This is a genomic window from Enterococcus sp. AZ078 (genome assembly GCF_051714985.1).
Taxonomy (GTDB): domain Bacteria; phylum Bacillota; class Bacilli; order Lactobacillales; family Enterococcaceae; genus Enterococcus_B; species Enterococcus_B hirae.
Genome location: NZ_JBIOSW010000001.1, coordinates 1,116,975 through 1,133,438 on the forward strand (window position 1 = coordinate 1,116,975; position 16,464 = coordinate 1,133,438).

At 36.5% G+C, this 16,464-nt stretch carries 13 protein-coding genes; 10 read left to right on the forward strand and 3 right to left on the reverse strand.

The annotated features are described in order from the left end of the window. The first annotated feature begins 59 nt into the window (after nt 1-59). Both IGJ18_RS05285 and IGJ18_RS05290 read left to right on the forward strand, forming a co-directional pair. Nucleotides 60-1,400: a M20 family metallopeptidase gene (locus IGJ18_RS05285; protein WP_063626904.1), complete on the forward strand. Its 1,341-nt coding sequence runs from the start codon at nt 60-62 to the stop codon at nt 1,398-1,400. 286 nt (nt 1,401-1,686) lie between these two features. Then, nucleotides 1,687-2,412, forward strand: a complete 726-nt coding sequence (locus IGJ18_RS05290; RefSeq protein ID WP_025480478.1) for an alpha/beta hydrolase — start codon at nt 1,687-1,689, stop codon at nt 2,410-2,412. Between the two features lie 370 nt (nt 2,413-2,782). On the opposite strand, the gene IGJ18_RS05295 is transcribed toward IGJ18_RS05290, so the two are convergent. Continuing rightward, complete coding sequence (locus IGJ18_RS05295) at nt 2,783-3,001, reverse strand: ferredoxin (protein WP_010719573.1); 219 nt, start codon at nt 2,999-3,001, stop codon at nt 2,783-2,785. Between the two features lie 30 nt (nt 3,002-3,031). Between IGJ18_RS05295 and IGJ18_RS05300 the strand changes: the two genes are divergently transcribed. The 5 genes from IGJ18_RS05300 to rpsA all read left to right on the forward strand — a co-directional run bounded on the left by IGJ18_RS05300 (nt 3,032) and on the right by rpsA (nt 8,227). Further along, a complete protein-coding gene (locus IGJ18_RS05300; protein ID WP_010737350.1) occupies nt 3,032-4,060 on the forward strand; it encodes a helix-turn-helix domain-containing protein in 1,029 nt (342 codons plus the stop codon). After that, nucleotides 4,044-5,435, forward strand: a complete 1,392-nt coding sequence (locus IGJ18_RS05305; protein ID WP_034700267.1) for a RecQ family ATP-dependent DNA helicase — start codon at nt 4,044-4,046, stop codon at nt 5,433-5,435. The genes IGJ18_RS05300 and IGJ18_RS05305 overlap by 17 nt, the downstream gene beginning before the upstream one ends. A gap of 84 nt (nt 5,436-5,519) precedes the next feature. Further along, nucleotides 5,520-6,146: an SAG1386/EF1546 family surface-associated protein gene (locus tag IGJ18_RS05310; RefSeq protein WP_181914906.1), complete on the forward strand. Its 627-nt coding sequence runs from the start codon at nt 5,520-5,522 to the stop codon at nt 6,144-6,146. Between the two features lie 46 nt (nt 6,147-6,192). Then, a complete protein-coding gene (cmk, locus tag IGJ18_RS05315; RefSeq protein WP_438842979.1) occupies nt 6,193-6,870 on the forward strand; it encodes a (d)CMP kinase in 678 nt (225 codons plus the stop codon). Nucleotides 6,871-6,994: 124 nt separating this feature from the next. Further along, on the forward strand, nt 6,995-8,227 hold the full coding sequence (gene rpsA / locus IGJ18_RS05320) for a 30S ribosomal protein S1 (protein ID WP_010719568.1): 1,233 nt from the start codon (nt 6,995-6,997) through the stop codon (nt 8,225-8,227). A gap of 311 nt (nt 8,228-8,538) precedes the next feature. Here rpsA and IGJ18_RS05325 read toward each other — a convergent pair whose 3' ends face one another. Both IGJ18_RS05325 and IGJ18_RS05330 read right to left on the reverse strand, forming a co-directional pair. Beyond that, the gene (locus IGJ18_RS05325) at nt 8,539-9,411 is read right to left on the reverse strand and encodes an ROK family protein (protein WP_373191442.1); all 873 of its coding nucleotides are present in this window, start codon (nt 9,409-9,411) and stop codon (nt 8,539-8,541) included. 224 nt (nt 9,412-9,635) lie between these two features. Continuing rightward, entirely contained in the window at nt 9,636-11,579 is a 1,944-nt protein-coding gene (locus IGJ18_RS05330; RefSeq protein ID WP_438842980.1) for a sucrose-specific PTS transporter subunit IIBC, read from the reverse strand. A 184-nt stretch (nt 11,580-11,763) separates the two neighbouring features. Here IGJ18_RS05330 and IGJ18_RS05335 point away from each other — a divergent pair, with 184 nt between their 5' ends. The 3 genes from IGJ18_RS05335 to der all read left to right on the forward strand — a co-directional run bounded on the left by IGJ18_RS05335 (nt 11,764) and on the right by der (nt 16,294). Next, nucleotides 11,764-13,203: a sucrose-6-phosphate hydrolase gene (locus IGJ18_RS05335; RefSeq protein WP_438842981.1), complete on the forward strand. Its 1,440-nt coding sequence runs from the start codon at nt 11,764-11,766 to the stop codon at nt 13,201-13,203. Between the two features lies 1 nt (nt 13,204). Next, nucleotides 13,205-14,167 (forward strand): LacI family DNA-binding transcriptional regulator, encoded by a 963-nt coding sequence (locus IGJ18_RS05340; RefSeq protein WP_438842982.1) that lies wholly within the window; start codon nt 13,205-13,207, stop codon nt 14,165-14,167. Nucleotides 14,168-14,983: 816 nt separating this feature from the next. Further along, nucleotides 14,984-16,294 (forward strand): ribosome biogenesis GTPase Der, encoded by a 1,311-nt coding sequence (der, locus tag IGJ18_RS05345; protein ID WP_010719563.1) that lies wholly within the window; start codon nt 14,984-14,986, stop codon nt 16,292-16,294. The last annotated feature ends 170 nt before the right edge of the window (nt 16,295-16,464 follow it).

Here is a 16,464-nt window from a genome sequence, read left to right on the forward strand (position 1 = left end):
AAAGAGGTTGTGTCTGTTGTTTTGACATAACCTTTTTATTATATTAGGAGGCTAGTAACATGAAACAATTTGTAACAAAACAACATCATGAACAAGCATTGGAATCTTTAAATGAATTGATTCGAATCCCTTCAGTTCTGGACGAATCAGATACTGGTGAAGGGCATCCTTTTGGGACAAAAGTGATCGAAGCATTGGATAAAGTGTTAGAAATCAGTGAAAATCTAGGATTCAAGACATTTAAAGATCCAGAAGGATATTATGGTTATGCGGAAGTCGGATCTGGCGATGAGCTATTTGGTATCTTGTGTCATATGGATGTCGTTCCAGCTGGCGATGAAAACAATTGGGATTCTAAACCATTTGAACCAACTGTCAAAGATGGTTGGTTGATTGGACGAGGATCACAAGATGACAAGGGACCTTCCATCGCTGCAATGTATGCTGTCAAAGCTTTGATGGATGCAGGCGTTGAATTTAATACACGTATCCGATTTATTTTTGGAACCGATGAAGAAAACTTGTGGCGTTGTTTAGATAAATACAACGAAAAAGAAGAAGGTATTACGCAAGGATTCGCACCAGATGCAGAGTTTCCATTGATTTATGCTGAAAAAGGATTACTACAAGCTTACCTAACTGGACCGGGAACATCTGAATTTTCAGTTAAAGCTGGTGGCGCACTGAATGTCGTTCCAGATGCAGCTCCTTATGCTGGTGAAAAATTAGCTGAAGTCAAAGAAGCATTGAAAAAACATGGATTTGACTTTGAAGATCAAGGAGAATCAATTGTCGTTCTTGGAAAAAGTATCCATGCCAAAGATGCAGCAGAAGGTGTCAATGCAATCTCTCGTTTAGCGATTGCTCTTTCTGAAGTATTTGATTTTGCTCCAATCAACTTCTTAGGTCAATTAGTTCAAGAAAATGCTACTGGTGAAAACGTGGTAGGAAAAACGGTGGATGAACAATCTGGCGAATTGACAATGAACTTTGCTAGTCTGGAAATCACTCCTGAACAAACTAAAATCGGGGTCGACATGCGTATCCCAGTAACTTTCAAAAAAGATGAACTCGTAGAAAAACTAACAGAAACTGCTAAAAAGTATGAGTTGACTTATGAAGAATTTGACTTCTTAGATTCCCTTTATGTTCCATTAGACAGTGAATTGATCAAAAATCTTTTAGGAACTTACCGTGATATTACTGGTGATATGACTGAACCATTTGTATCTGGCGGTGCAACTTTTGCACGGACGATGAACCAATGTGTAGCATTTGGTGCAATGTTCCCAGATACCCCTGATTTTATGCATCAGGCAAATGAACGTTGGGAACTAAGCAGCATGTACAAAGCAATGGAAATCTATGCAGAAGCTGTTTACCGTTTGTGTGGAAAATAATCATTTGAAATGCTCAACTAAATACACTTTAGTTCAATAGAGAACGAAACTGCTCTCTTACTGTTAAAGGCTGATGAAGGTCAATGTACATTCATCAGCCTTTTGTTTTGTTATAGTGGGTCTTGTAGAGGGGAAGAGTCAGGTCTAAGAAAGATCGCATTTAGTGCCACTGGCTAAACAAATTTATTCTTTTTCAAGAAAAAAGAGTTGCAATTTATTCGTATTTTATTTAGTGTGAATTTATAATCGATCAATAGGTACGATAAAAGGAGAATAGGTGAGAGATGTGAAGATATTTAAGCGAGTATTAATTGGTATAATTATTTTTTTGGGGCTAGCAGGAGGCGCTGGGTACTACTATTTACAACAAAATACCTATGAACCATCTAGTCAAGCAAGTCAAATAGCCCAAAATGGAAAAGATAAAAAAGATTATTTATTTTTTGAGACGAAAGAAAAAAGTCAAAAACCACTGGTTATTTTTTATCCAGGTGCTTTGGTTGAACCAGCTAGTTATAGTGTCTGGGCTGAACAATTAGCAAAAAGTGGGTACTCCGTAGCAATCGCTAAGATGCCTCTTGACTTAGCCATACTTAGTGGGAATAAGGCAGATAAGATCAAAGAAGACTTTTCAAATCGAAATTATGTGATTGGTGGACACTCATTGGGGGGCGTCATGGCGAGTCGCTATGCTAATCAGCATTCTTCTGACAAACACTTAAAAGGAATCTTTTTCTTAGCAAGCTATCCTGATGAAAAAGGTACATTGGCGAAAACGACATTACCTGTATTAAGCCTGACTGCTTCTAATGATAAAGTCTTGAATCAAAAAGCCTATGAATCAGCTAAAGAATATTTACCTGAGCAAACAGAATATGTTTCGATTAATGGAGGAAATCATGGCGGATTTGGCAGCTATGGGGAACAAAAGGGAGACGGTAAAGCTAAGATTACAAACGAAGACCAACAAACAGCGATTACCAATACGTTAATCAATTGGTTAGGAGAATAGAGTTCGAGACCTAAATCTTACAGCTCACTTTAAAAATGAGTAAAAAGTGTGCATCAGCTCTTTGAAAAAAGCTTGGATTTTTTATAACATGAGAAACTGTTAAAAAAATTCAAGCTTATTGTTATCGTAGCTTCCCGCTTCTTTCATGACTCTATCTAACGCAGTTCAGAAGTCCATTCAGAAACTTTGCCGAAGAGCTACATAAGTCACAATCTTTATATAAATAGACTAGAGATAAATCAACTCAAACTTTCACTTGAACATAGAAAGAAATTTGTTCAGACACCATTTCTAGGTCAACTGCCTACTTTTCAAATCATCATTGTTAGAAACACTTACATTGATCTATATTCATTTGGTTAACTAGTTTTCATGATTTCTCTAATAAAATAGCTCTTACTGGACATTTTTGATAAGCTTTTCTGACGGCTTCCTCGTCAGTTTGAGAAACAAATTGCTGATGAGCTTCTGGTTCTTGCGCAAATAAAACGATTCCTTCTTCATCATAATCAAAGATATCTGGGGCTTCGATTTGACAAAGACCACAAGCGATACAGCGCTCAGGTACTAATTTACATAGTAATGACATTTTGACCATCCTATTCTTAAGGGGAGTAATATGACTTCATTTATTTTAGCTTTATTTTCAACAAGAAACAAGTTAAGGATCAGCTCCTTATACCAAGTTATCACAGGAAAACGAACGAGTTCGGTATTGATTTATAGTTTTTTAAACCATTTATTATTTATACATGGTAGTTTTCCTAAAATGAATCAAGAAGAATTTACACGTATCATTGACCAATTAGTTGACCAAAAGTTCCTTATTCAGCTAGAAGATGGCGTGATGATCACTCATTTAGGTGAAAAAGCTTTAGCAGAAGAAATAATTGATCTAGAAGGGCTCCATTATGATCGTTATGGCAGAACCGCTGAGAATTGTTGGCGGTTGATCAAGTTTGCTGTTCAAGTTGTCTCTCATCTGGTAAATAATAAAAAGGAATACTTACCGATTGAAACTAGTCCCTATTATACTATCCAAGTAAAAAAATGGTTAGCTGACACACAACTAGATCGACAAACCTTAGCAAAAAAATTAAGCCAAGAACTGAGTGAAATCTTTTCAACGATGACATCTGAATCGGCTAACTTTCTGGCCAATCAATTTTCAGGTATCCAGTCACCTGGTTTATTAACTTATCAATTAACAGAAATAACCAATGAAGTGCAACGTGAATTGTATGAAGCAAAGCAAGTACACCTGCTGCTAAAAACAATCGAAGAAAAAAAAGATTCGTTGCTTTTTCAATTGGTTTCACCACTACTTATGCAAAACTTCAATCAAAGTATGTTAACGACGAGAAAACTGATTTTATCTGGATGCTCAATTGATGAAGTAATGAAGATACGTCATTTAAAAAGAGGAACAGTAACCGATCATTTGATCGAATGGCAACTTTATTTAACTGATTTTCCTTATCAAAAAATGATCACCAAGCAGACATTTAAGCGACTAAGTCAACTATCGAACATCAAAGAATGGAATTATCGAGAATTAAATGAAGTCGCACCACTAGACTATGGAGAGTTTCGTTTTTATCAAATTGGTGTATTGAAAGGGGAACTGAAGAATGTCGCTGAAGGATGAACTACAAAAACGTTTTGGATTTACTTCGTTTCGTTCAGGACAAGAAGAAATCATCCAGTCTTTATTGAATGACCAAGATGTCCTCGCAGTGTTACCTACAGGAAATGGAAAAAGTCTATGCTACCAACTGACCGGTTATCTGCGTGAAGGAATGGTTATCATTGTTTCACCTTTGCTTTCATTGATGGAGGATCAGGTGATGCAACTACAGAAACAAGGAGAAAAGCGAGTTGTTGCTTTCAATAGTTTACTATCTAGAACAGAACGATATTATGTGTTAAATCATTTGTCCAATTATAAATTTTTATTTTTAAGTCCAGAAATGTTGACGCAAAAAGATGTGATAGAACAATTACAAAAACAAAAAATTGGGTTATATGTGATCGATGAGGCGCATTGCGTTTCTCAGTGGGGGGTAGATTTTCGTCCGGAATACCAACAACTAGGAGAAATTGCTCAGAAATTAGGCTCTCCAGTAACGCTTGCCTTGACAGCAACCGCTACTACAGCCGTGCAACATGATATTGAAACTGTCTTGTTTCAAGAAGTGCCAGTTCGAATTATCCATTCGGTTAATCGACAAAATATTGCTTTATATGTCAAAAAGACTTCCCAAAAAGAAGCTGATCTAGAGGACCTGATGAAACAAGCAAAAGGCTCGATGATTATTTATTGTGCGACAAAGAAAGAGGTAGAGCGTTTGTATCAGCTATTTCGCTCACGTTTTACTATCGGCTATTATCATGGTGGATTAGAGGCATCACAAAGGCGACAGTTGCAACAACAATTTAGTCAAAATAAACTTCAATTTTTGATTGCGACGAATGCTTTTGGTATGGGCATCGATAAGCCAGATATCCGTTATGTTGTCCATTACGATTTACCAGATAGTTTAGAAAATTATGTTCAAGAAATCGGGCGTGCGGGAAGAGACCAACAGGCGAGTGAAGCGATTCTTTTATACAAAGAAAATGACGAACGCATTCATTATTTTTTTAATCAACTTTCTAGAGAACAACGACAAAGTTTTGAAATTTATCTGCAATATCATAGCAATGAACAAGAACAATTCGATGAGATTCAACAAAAATGGTTAGAAATAATTGCACAAACGAGCAATCCGCAAGAGTGGTTAAATCGGCTAAAACGTCAAGAAAAAGAAAAGGAATATCGACTACAACAAATGCTTCATTATGTCAATGCAAAGACTTGTCGAAGAGCGCTGATTCTTGAATACTTTGGGGAGAAACTGATAAAAAAACCAGAAAAATGTTGTGATATTGATGGAGCAGTCCTTACGAGTCAGGAAAATAGAGAAGTCAGCCCATCTGTAGAGCTAAAACAGTGGCAAGATATTTTACTAAATTTATTTTAAAAAAACATTGGATAGAAAATTTATAAGACAATCGCGTTCTGGCTATGGTATAATATTCACGATAGAAATTAGGAGGTTAATAAGGTGAGCAGAAAAGATAGACATCATTCATCAGAAAATAATGAAACACAAGAGCCATGGGAACAACCGATTTATGACACTGAAGACGAAGTTTCTTCAAGAAGTTCTCAACGACAACAAAAGAAAGGCAACACGCTGTTTTTGTCTCTCTTCTTAGTATTATTAGTATTGTGTATTGCAATTCCAGCGGGAGCTTACTTCTGGATTAGAAATGGTTCTTCCAATGCTTCAAGTGCGTCATCAACTACAACAACATCTTCTGTAGTAGAAAGTACGACGTCATCAGAAGTATCATCAACAAAAGAATCAAGTACGGAACCAGAAAGTACTACTCAGACGGAATCAGTAGTAGCAAGTACACCACAAAGTACTACTGTACCAGAGGAAACAACGCCTTCGACAACGTCTACTTACCAACAAGAAACACAACCAACGAGCACGGTAGAAGAAGCGACAACACCATCCTCTTCGGCTGCTGCAGATGGGTCAATGGTGACTGTTCAACCGGGTGACGGACCTAAACAAGTGGCTGAACGTGCCGGGATCACTATTGATCAATTATTTGCACTAAATGGAATAGATCCAAACGATTATATGATTTATCCTGGCCAACAATTAAAAGTTAAATAATCTTAGCCGCGATCTGCGGCTTTTTTTTTGAAAAGGGAGTTATAGCATGACACAAATCAGTATTGCAATAGATGGACCTGCTTCGTCAGGTAAAAGTACTGTTGCAAAAATTTTGGCAAAAGAATACAACTATATTTATACCGATACAGGTGCCATGTATCGTGCCATTACGTATCTAGCGATAAAACATCAAGTACCTTTTGGAGATGAAGAGCAACTCGTAAAGCTGATCCAAGCCTATCCAATCTCTTTTATCCAAGAGACAGACGGTCAACACGTTCTGGTGGCAGACCAAGATGTGACTGCGGAAATTCGTCAGTCAGATGTGACCAAGGCAGTTTCTGAAGTTTCTGCTCATCAAAAAGTACGTGAAGCACTGGTTTCGATCCAACGTAAAATTGGTGAACATGGTGGGGTTGTAATGGACGGTCGAGATATTGGTACTTCTGTTTTACCTCAAGCAGAAGTGAAAATATTTTTAGTAGCAAGTGTAACAGAACGGGCACAAAGACGCTATAAAGAAAATATTGAAAAAGGGATACCAACAGAGTTGGAAACTCTTACGAAGGAAATCCAAGAGAGAGATCATTATGATTCTACAAGAAAAGTATCCCCTTTAAGACAAGCGGATGATGCCATTCGAATCGACACTACTGGAAAATCGATTACGGAAGTTGTCCAATCCATCAAAAAAGTGGTCACAGAAAAAGGATATCTTTTGTAAAAAGGGAAAAACTCAGGATTTTTAGGGTAAACCAAACGAAATCGCTTTATTTTTTTTTAATAATCAATTAAACTAAAATTAGTACCGTTGTTACGGCAGAATGTTGGTTAGGAGGACAAATGTTATGACAGAATTTGAACAAAATCAAACAGAAAACAGTCAATCAATGGAAGATGCAATGAATAGCGTCCAAGAAGTAAACGTTGGAGACGTTGTATCCGGCGAAGTTTTAGTAATCGAAGATAAACAAGTTGTGGTAGGGATCGAAGGTGCCGGAGTTGAAGGCGTCGTTCCTGCTAAAGAATTGTCTACTTCACCTGTTGAAGATATCAACGAGGTAGTAAAAGTAGGAGATACTCTAGAACTTGTAGTTATCAGTACTATCGGAAAAGATAAAGAAAACGGTAGCTATTTGCTTTCAAAACGCCGTTTGGATGCCAAAAAAGTTTGGGAAGATATCGAAAAAGATTTCCAAGCAGGTAATATCATCGAAGCACCTGTGACGAATGTCGTAAAAGGCGGCTTAGTCGTTGATGTAGGTGTTCGTGGTTTTGTACCAGCTTCAATGGTGGAAGATCATTTTGTTGCTGATTTTTCAGAATACAAAGGTCAAACATTGGCGTTCAAGATCGTTGAGATCGAACCTTCAGAAAACCGTTTAATTCTTTCACACAAAGCAGTTGTGGAAACGGAAAAAGAAGAAAAGAAAAAAGAAATTCTAGCCAATATTCACGAGGGAGACGTTATCGACGGACGAGTAGCTCGTATTACTGATTTTGGTGCTTTCGTTGATTTAGGTGGAATTGATGGATTGGTCCATGTTTCTGAGATCTCACATAGCCATGTGGCGAAGCCTAGTGATGCTTTAGCAGTTGGGGATGAAGTAAAAGTAAAAGTTCTTTCGATTAATCCTGAACAAGAACGTGTTTCTCTTTCAATTAAAGACACGTTGCCTGGGCCTTGGACTGATATTGAAGAAAAAGCCACTGTTGGTTCAGTTTTAGATGGAAAAGTGAAACGTTTGACAAGCTTTGGTGCATTTGTAGAAGTATTCCCAGGGGTAGAAGGTCTGGTTCATATTTCTCAAATCTCTCACAAGCACATCGCTACACCTCATGAAGTACTTCATGAAGGGGATGAAGTGCAAGTAAAAGTTTTAGAAGTACATCCTGAAGAACATCGTATTGCCCTTAGCATCAAGGCTTTAGAAGAAAAACCAGCATCGGAAGAAGAACCAAAAGATGTTGAAACCTATGAATTACCAGAAGAAAATACTGGTTTCACAATGGGTGATCTTTTAGGTGATGCTTTGAAAGAAGAAGTCGAAGAAACGACTACTGATGATTCAGAAAAATAAAATTTTTGAGTGTTCATTTTAAAAAGACTGAAATGAGACAAAAAGATCAATCAATGTTTACAACATTGATTGATCTTTTTCTGTTATTATCATTAGAACTAGTTAAACTCACAAATCGAGTGAAAGATAAAACCAACTGCTGTGAGAAGGGCTAAGGAATACCTAATAAAGTACATCGTTTAGACCATACCCAATGGCTGTGCAAGTGCCATATTGTATTCACAATTGGAGATATTAGATAGATGATTTGCTTAAACTATTTATCAGAGCTGGAGATTTCTGTCAAACTACTATCAAAACTCTATCATTGTTTAATTAGAAGCTATTTTTTGGGCTAGCCCTAAACAACCGATAATTCCAGCTTGATCTCCTAATTTTGGAAAAACAATATATTCTTCTATTTTCGGATGAGCAACATAATTCTGATTAAGTTTTGAAAATTCACGATGAATTTTCTCTTGTAAGTGTACTTGTTTCATTACACCGCCACCTAGAATGATAATATCCGGTGAAAACATCATTGTAGTATTATGAATGCATTGGGCAATGTAAAAAGCTTCCATGTCCCAAAAAGAATGATCTTCCTTTAAATCTTGACCTTTAATTCCTATTCTCTTTTCGATAGCAGGTCCTGCTGCCATACCTTCTAAACAATTTTGATGATAAGGGCAGTTACCCTTAAAGTGATCGTCAGGGTGATTACGTACAATCATATGTCCCATTTCCGGATGACTGAATCCCTCGATAAATCTTCCATTTTGCAGTGCACCACCACCTATACCTGTGCCAACTGTATAATAAACAACTAATGAATGGCCTTGACCATGTCCAGCTATATATTCTCCATAAGCTGCAGCATTGACATCAGTTGTCCAATAAAAAGGAATTTTCTCAAAATTTCTTTTTAGATAACCAATAAAATCAAAATTTCTCCACGGTATTTTAGGTGTTGAGGTTATATATCCATATGTTTTCGATTCAGGATGGATATCAATAGGTCCGAAAGAACCAACAGCAATGCTGGACAATTCTGTTTCATATTTTTTGAAAAAAGAAACAACTTGTGGCATTGTTTCTCCTGGATTCAAAGTTTCAAAACTCACTCTCTCAATAACCTCTAATTGTGCATTACCAACTGCACAGACAAATTTTGTTCCTCCTGCTTCAATTGCACCGTATAGCATAAAACATTTCTCCTTATAGTTAAAGATGATTTCATGGGCAGTTATGCATTTAACCAATTTATTGTTCAGATTTTTAAAGAATTTAACTCGTTTATTTGTTATTTTCTTTTGAAAAATCGCTATTATTCCAGTTAATACATACATCAGATCGCGCATTGCCCTTTAAATTATCCGTTTATTGATGTTTTGGTTAGAAAGAATAATCAGTACTATTGACTATTCCATTATTCAACTTCAAGTAAATCAGTAGTAGCGGTAACTGTTCCTTTAATAAGTGGTTTCACTTTTGAATAATCTGCGGTATTTGTCACAATAACCATTGTTGTATCATCAAGTCCTGCTTCTTTAATTAGCGTACGATCAAACGTTCCAAGGATATCTCCTTTTTTTACTTTTTGATTAGCAGTAACTTTTTGTATAAATCCTTTACCGCCCATCGATACGGTGTCAATACCAATATGAATCAGTATTTCAGCGCCATCATTCGATTTAAGACCGTAAGCATGTCCAGTCTCAAATGTAACTTGAATAGTACCATCTACTGGAGAATAAACAGTGTCCCCAGTTGGTTTAATCGCAATACCTTTTCCCATAGTCTCTGAAGAAAATACTGGATCATTTACTGAATCAAGTCCAATCACTTCACCTGCAAGGGGACTAACGATTGTTTCTGAAGAATGATTTGTTTTAGTAGGTTCGCCAGAAGTAACTGTGGATTGTTGGGTGTTTTCTGAATGATTCGTCACTGTTTGATCCGTAAGAGCTTCTGCTGCAAAGATGCCTGAAGCTTTTGTTTTTCCATAAAAGTAAGTAATTGCAAAAGCAATCGCAAAGCTAATTAATTCACATAGTAAATAAAATGGGATAGAGGTTGCATTAATTGAAAGAAATCCAAGAAAACCTGCTGAACCAAGTGATACAGCAACTACTTTCAGTAGCCCTGCTACTGCAGCGGCAACTCCCGAACCAATTAAAGCACAGAAAAATGGGAAACGATATTTTAAATTGACACCAAACAGAGCTGGTTCAGTAATTCCAAGAAGAGCTGATACCCCTGCAGAGGAAGCAAGACTTTTTGTTTTAGCATTTTTAGTCAAGAACCAGATAGCAAATGTTGCAGCACCTTGGGCAACGTTCGCCATAGAAGCAACTACAAATATAAAGTCTCCATGTCCAATACCATTAGTCCATGCTGAAAGTAACTGCGTTTCAATTGCAGGAAATGATTGATGAAGACCTGTCATAACGATTAACGAGTAAGTTCCACCAAAAATACCCATTCCAATAAATCCGGTTGCATTATATAGCCAAACGATCGCATCTGTAATCCCGTTAGAAAGCAATAACATGACAGGGCCGATGACTGTGAAGGTTAGAAAGCCGGTAATGATTACAGATAATAAGGGGGTAAATGTAAAGTCAACGGATGATGGAAGTTTTTTGTGAAAAAACTTTTCCAGTACTGATAATAGCCAAACAGCTGCTAACACAGGAATGACTTGATAAGCATAGTTAGTTTGTGAGACATGATAACCAAATATATTCCAATATTCCATAGAACCACCAAGTTGTGGTGTTGTCATAATCATTCCAATTGCAGCACCAAGGAACTGGTTGGCTCCAAAACGTTTAGCAGCGGAAATACCAACTAGAATAGGCAAAAACATAAATGGTGCAGCGGACATCAGTTGGATCATTGAGGAAATACCTTCAATCGCAGGATACATTTCTTCAATTGATTTTGGTCCAAAAAGTCCAGCAGCTGTTAAAAAGTTTTGTAATGCCATTAATAAACCACCTGCAACAAGGGCAGGTATAATTGGAACAAAAATATCTGATAATAATTTAATTAATGCCATAATGGGGTTGAATTTTTTATCTTTACTAGCAATTTGTTTTAAATCATCTGTTGAAATTTCTGAAAGTCCAGTTTTTTTGATAAGTTCGTCATAAACGAAATTAACATCACCTGCACCGATAATCACTTGATATTGTCCATCAATTTTAAATGTGCCTTTCACATCTGGATTTTCGTCTAAAGCTTTTTGATTCACTTTCGTGTCATCTTTTAGTACGAGACGAAGACGTGTAGCGCAGTGTGCAGCTGCAATAAGGTTATCTTTTCCGACCGCTTGTATTACGTCGGAAGCTACTTTACTGTAATTCATTCGAATCACTCCTTTTTTATTTTTACGTGAAAACGGTTCACTGAAATGCAAATTTATTTTAGCATATCTTAAAAATATGTCAAACGTTTGTCATATAATTTATTTTTTTAAATGAAATGATTGATTTTTCAACGGAAAACGTTTACCATACTAGTTGTAAAAAGATAAATTGAAGGAGTAAAATATGAACTTACCTCGAGAAATACGATATCGTGCTTATTCTGATTGGACTAAAGATGAGATGGATAAAATTAAGGATAATATAAAACGATCACCTTGGCGTGCTAGCTATCATATCGAACCTAAAACAGGATTGTTAAACGATCCTAATGGTTTTTCTTTTTTTAACGGAAAATATACGCTTTTTTATCAAAATTGGCCATTTGGAGCTGCTCATGGGTTGAAAGAATGGGTACACACTGAATCAGATGATTTAGTTCATTTTCATGTAACAGGAGCAGAACTTCTTCCAGACACAAAACGAGATAGCCACGGCGCTTATTCCGGTTCTGCATATGAAATAGAGGGGAATCTATTCTTACTCTATACAGGAAACGTTCGAAATGAAAATTGGGAACGTGATACACTTCAAATCGGAGCATGGATGGATAAAGACTACAACATTACGAAAGGTGAGAATGTTCTTATTCATCCACCTGCTGATGTAACTGATCATTTTCGTGATCCACAAATGTTTAATTATGAAGGACAATTGTATGCGATTGTTGGAGCACAAAATTTAGAAAAATCAGGCTTTATCAAACTTTACAAAGCGGATGACAATAACGTGGAAACATGGGAGGAAGTTGGCAACCTTGATTTTGGCGGCACTGGTTCAGAATACATGATTGAGTGTCCAAATCTAGTATTTGTAGACAAAAAACCTGTTCTCATTTATTGTCCTCAAGGGTTGGATAAATCTGAGCTAAATTATGGGAATATCTATCCGAATACTTTTAAGATCTGTCAATCGCTTGACATAGAAAAAGTAAAACTTGTGGGCGCTTCAGAAATTCAAAATCTTGATTATGGATTTGAAGCGTATGCGACTCAAGGATTCAATACTCCTGATGGTCGTGCTCTGATTGTCAGTTGGATTGGACTACCTGATATCGATTATCCAACTGATAAGTATGATTATCAGGGAGCAATGAGTCTTGTAAAAGAACTTTCAATAAAAGATGGTAAACTTTACCAATATCCAGTAGAAGCTATTACATCATTACGTGCTAGTTCTGAACAATTTACAGCAAAAGCAGAAACAAATAATACTTATGAGCTTGAACTAACTTTTCCTCCAAATCAGAAATCGGAGTTACTTCTTTTCTCTGATAGTAAAGGAAATGGACTTAGCTTGATTGTAGATACCAAAGAAGGAAAAATTATTTTAGATCGCAGCAAAGCAGGCATTCAATATGCCACTGACTTTGGTACGATTCGTGAATGCTCAATTGATACTAAAGAAACAATTGCTAACATTTTTGTAGATAATTCAATCATTGAGATTTTTATTAATAAAGGAGAAAAAGTATTTACTAGTCGCGTATTCCCTGAGAAACACCAAAATGGTATTCAACTTAAATCAGGTGAACCGACTGGAAAATACTTTGAATTAAAATATTAATATGGTAGCAAAATTATCTGATGTCGCTGAACTAGCTGGAGTTAGCCCAACTACCGTTTCACGCGTCATTAACAATAAGGGATATTTATCGGAAAAAACAAAACAAAAAGTTCATGAAGCTATGAAAACTCTTGGTTATAAACCTAATAATCTAGCACGTGGACTTCAAGGAAAGTCACCCCAACTTATTGGGCTTATTTTTCCTAATATCAGTAATATCTTTTACTCTGAACTGATTGAGTATCTGGAAATCGAATTATTCAAACATGGCTATAAAACAATTATTTGCAATAGTCAGAACGATCCTGCTAAAGAGCGGGAATACATTGAAATGCTTGAAGCGAATCAAGTTGATGGGATTATCTCATCTAGTCATAATCTTGGAATTGCTGATTATGAGCGTGTGGGAGCACCTATTGTCGCTTTTGATAGAAACTTAGCTCCCAATGTTTCCATTGTTTCTTCAGACAACTTTGAAGGTGGAAAACTGGCTGCTAAAACGTTACAAAAAAATGGTTGTCAAAATAGTATTATGATTACAGGAAATGACAATACGGATTCTCCAACAGGGTTACGTGCGCTTGGTTTTTCTTTTCAAAATCCAAATGGTAAAGTTTTCAAAATTCCTAATAATCTCTCTACGATTCGTCGAGAAATGGAAATCAAGTCGACGATCCTAAGTCACAAACCAGATGGTATTTTTGTTTCTGATGATCTAACAGCCATTCTTACTATGAAAATTGCTCATCAGCTTAAACTTAATATCCCAGAAGATCTAAAAATTATTGGCTATGATGGAACATCTTTTGTTGAGAAATTTTTCCCACAATTGACCACAATCAGACAACCAATTGATGAAATCGCAAGTTTGATTGTTGATATTCTTTTGAAAAAAATGAAGAATGAAAAGACAAGCAAGGATTACATTTTGCCAATCTCATTACTTCCTGGAGGGAGCATTTAACGTCAAATTCTTTTCTTGATGTTTATCACATTCGTTCAAAAAAATTTGGAGCTGATCGCTTCTTTCATGACCATATCCACATGGTTCAAGAAGTTGCTTTGACAAAAAATTGCCGAAGAATACCAAAAATAGGAGGAACTATTTTTGGATTCTTCGGCTTATTTCTCATAGCTAGATATGGCACAACCTTTCCGACTGTAGATTAATGAAATATGCATGCCCAGTTTTACAAGCTATTTAAAAGAAAAAGGACGTTAATAATTTCTAATAAGCATGGAAATGTTAATTTGAGTTTGAAAATCAACATTTTTGGGCATAAGGCTATAATGTAGGTACAGTGGGACTGAATGAAGTGACTATAAGAAAATACAGGCTAGAATAAGGAATTAGGATATTGCGCTAGATAAACTGAGAGTTCGAGAATATGAAGATCGTTGAAAGAATGAGAGAGATGAAAAGAGCTTTCACATATCAAGAAACAATAAAAAGAGTAGAAAATGAAAACGAGAGAAACAAATTATGCTATAATCAAATGTCACTGATCGATTTTAAGTTCAGTAGTGTGTGAATATTTAGGCTAACGCTCATCTAGCGGTTCTGAATATGGTTTTTAGGGTTATTTGAACAATGTAGTTCTTTAACCAAAGAAACAAGAATAAAAGATGGTTTCCTAGAGTTCAATATTCACTTTGATGTTTTATGAAAAAAAGTTGTCCAATGAATAAATACTTGCGTAATTTTAGCGAACAATGCTTGAAAGTTCGCAAAGCTTTCGTTACACTAAGTAAGATTGGAAACTTGTGAGGAGGAAAAAATATGGCAAATCCAACAATTGCAATCGTTGGCCGCCCGAACGTCGGTAAGTCTACGATTTTTAACCGCATCGCTGGCGAGCGTATCTCGATTGTCGAAGATACTCCAGGAGTAACTCGCGATCGTATTTATGCTAAAGGCGAATGGTTAGGTCGAGAATTCAGTGTGATCGATACAGGTGGGATTGATTTAGGTGACGAACCATTCATGGATCAAATCAAGCATCAAGCAGAAATCGCGATTGAAGAAGCAGATGTCATCATCTGTGTTGTCAGCGGACGTGAAGGAGTCACCGATGCAGATGAAGTAGTAGCAAAAATTTTATACCGTAGTAATAAACCTGTGATTTTAGCAGTTAACAAAGTGGATAATCCCGAAATGCGAAATGATATTTACGAATTTTATTCATTAGGATTGGGTGATCCATATCCAGTGTCAGGAAGTCACGGTTTAGGGATCGGTGACGTATTAGATGAAGCAATTAAACACTTTTCAAATGATGGGGAAGAAGAAGAGGATGATACGATCAAATTTAGTTTGATCGGCCGCCCAAATGTTGGGAAATCTTCATTGATTAATGCGATTCTAGGAGAAGAACGAGTAATCGTTTCGGATATAGAAGGAACGACTAGAGATGCTATCGATACTCACTTTGTATCTGATAACGGACAGAAATTTTTAATGATCGATACTGCAGGAATGCGTAAGCGTGGAAAAGTATATGAAAATACCGAAAAATACAGTGTGATGCGTGCGATGCGTGCTATTGACCGTTCCGACATCGTTTTGATGGTTTTGAATGCTGAAGAAGGAATCCGTGAGCAAGACAAACGGGTAGCTGGATACGCACATGAAGCAGGACGTGGTGTGATCATAGTGGTAAACAAATGGGATCTTGTCAAAAAAGAAACCAATACGATGCGTGATTTTGAGCAAGAAATTCGTGAAGAATTTCGTTATTTAGATTATGCGCCAATCGTCTTCGTATCAGCAGTCACAAAACAACGTTTAGAACGTTTACCTGAAATGATCGAAGAAGTAAGTATGAATCAAAACTTGCGTGTGCCGTCTGCTGTCTTGAATGATATCATCATGGATGCAGTAGCGATCAACCCGACTCCAACAGATAAAGGGAAGCGGTTGAAGATTTTCTATGCTACGCAAGTGGCTGTAAAACCACCAACCTTCGTCGTTTTTGTTAACGAAGAAGAGTTGATGCATTTTTCTTATGAACGTTTCTTAGAAAATCAAATTCGTAAAGCATTTACTTTCGAAGGAACTTCGATCCGAATCATTCCAAGAAGACGAAAATAGGCATTTTACCACATCGGCAGATTTTTTTCAAAAAAAATAGGTGGTTTTGTTTATTACGTTTTTATGACTAAAAAAAGCACGTGAAAAATGGTAAAAACCTTGCTATTAAGCGGTTTATATGATATCGTGATAACAGAATATTGAACTAGATCAATATTTCTTTTAAACTT

What these genes read in the sequence shown, in the direction of transcription:
- IGJ18_RS05285 (WP_063626904.1), top strand. Translation starts at nt 60, where the DNA reads ATGAAACAATTTGTAACAAAACAACATCATGAACAAGCATTGGAATCT.
- IGJ18_RS05295 (WP_010719573.1), bottom strand. Translation starts at nt 3,001, where the DNA reads ATGTCATTACTATGTAAATTAGTACCTGAGCGCTGTATCGCTTGTGGT.
- IGJ18_RS05300 (WP_010737350.1), top strand. Translation starts at nt 3,032, where the DNA reads ATGACTTCATTTATTTTAGCTTTATTTTCAACAAGAAACAAGTTAAGG.
- IGJ18_RS05305 (WP_034700267.1), top strand. Translation starts at nt 4,044, where the DNA reads ATGTCGCTGAAGGATGAACTACAAAAACGTTTTGGATTTACTTCGTTT.
- cmk (WP_438842979.1), top strand. Translation starts at nt 6,193, where the DNA reads ATGACACAAATCAGTATTGCAATAGATGGACCTGCTTCGTCAGGTAAA.
- rpsA (WP_010719568.1), top strand. Translation starts at nt 6,995, where the DNA reads ATGACAGAATTTGAACAAAATCAAACAGAAAACAGTCAATCAATGGAA.
- IGJ18_RS05325 (WP_373191442.1), bottom strand. Translation starts at nt 9,411, where the DNA reads ATGCTATACGGTGCAATTGAAGCAGGAGGAACAAAATTTGTCTGTGCA.
- IGJ18_RS05330 (WP_438842980.1), bottom strand. Translation starts at nt 11,579, where the DNA reads ATGAATTACAGTAAAGTAGCTTCCGACGTAATACAAGCGGTCGGAAAA.
- IGJ18_RS05335 (WP_438842981.1), top strand. Translation starts at nt 11,764, where the DNA reads ATGAACTTACCTCGAGAAATACGATATCGTGCTTATTCTGATTGGACT.
- IGJ18_RS05340 (WP_438842982.1), top strand. Translation starts at nt 13,205, where the DNA reads ATGGTAGCAAAATTATCTGATGTCGCTGAACTAGCTGGAGTTAGCCCA.
- der (WP_010719563.1), top strand. Translation starts at nt 14,984, where the DNA reads ATGGCAAATCCAACAATTGCAATCGTTGGCCGCCCGAACGTCGGTAAG.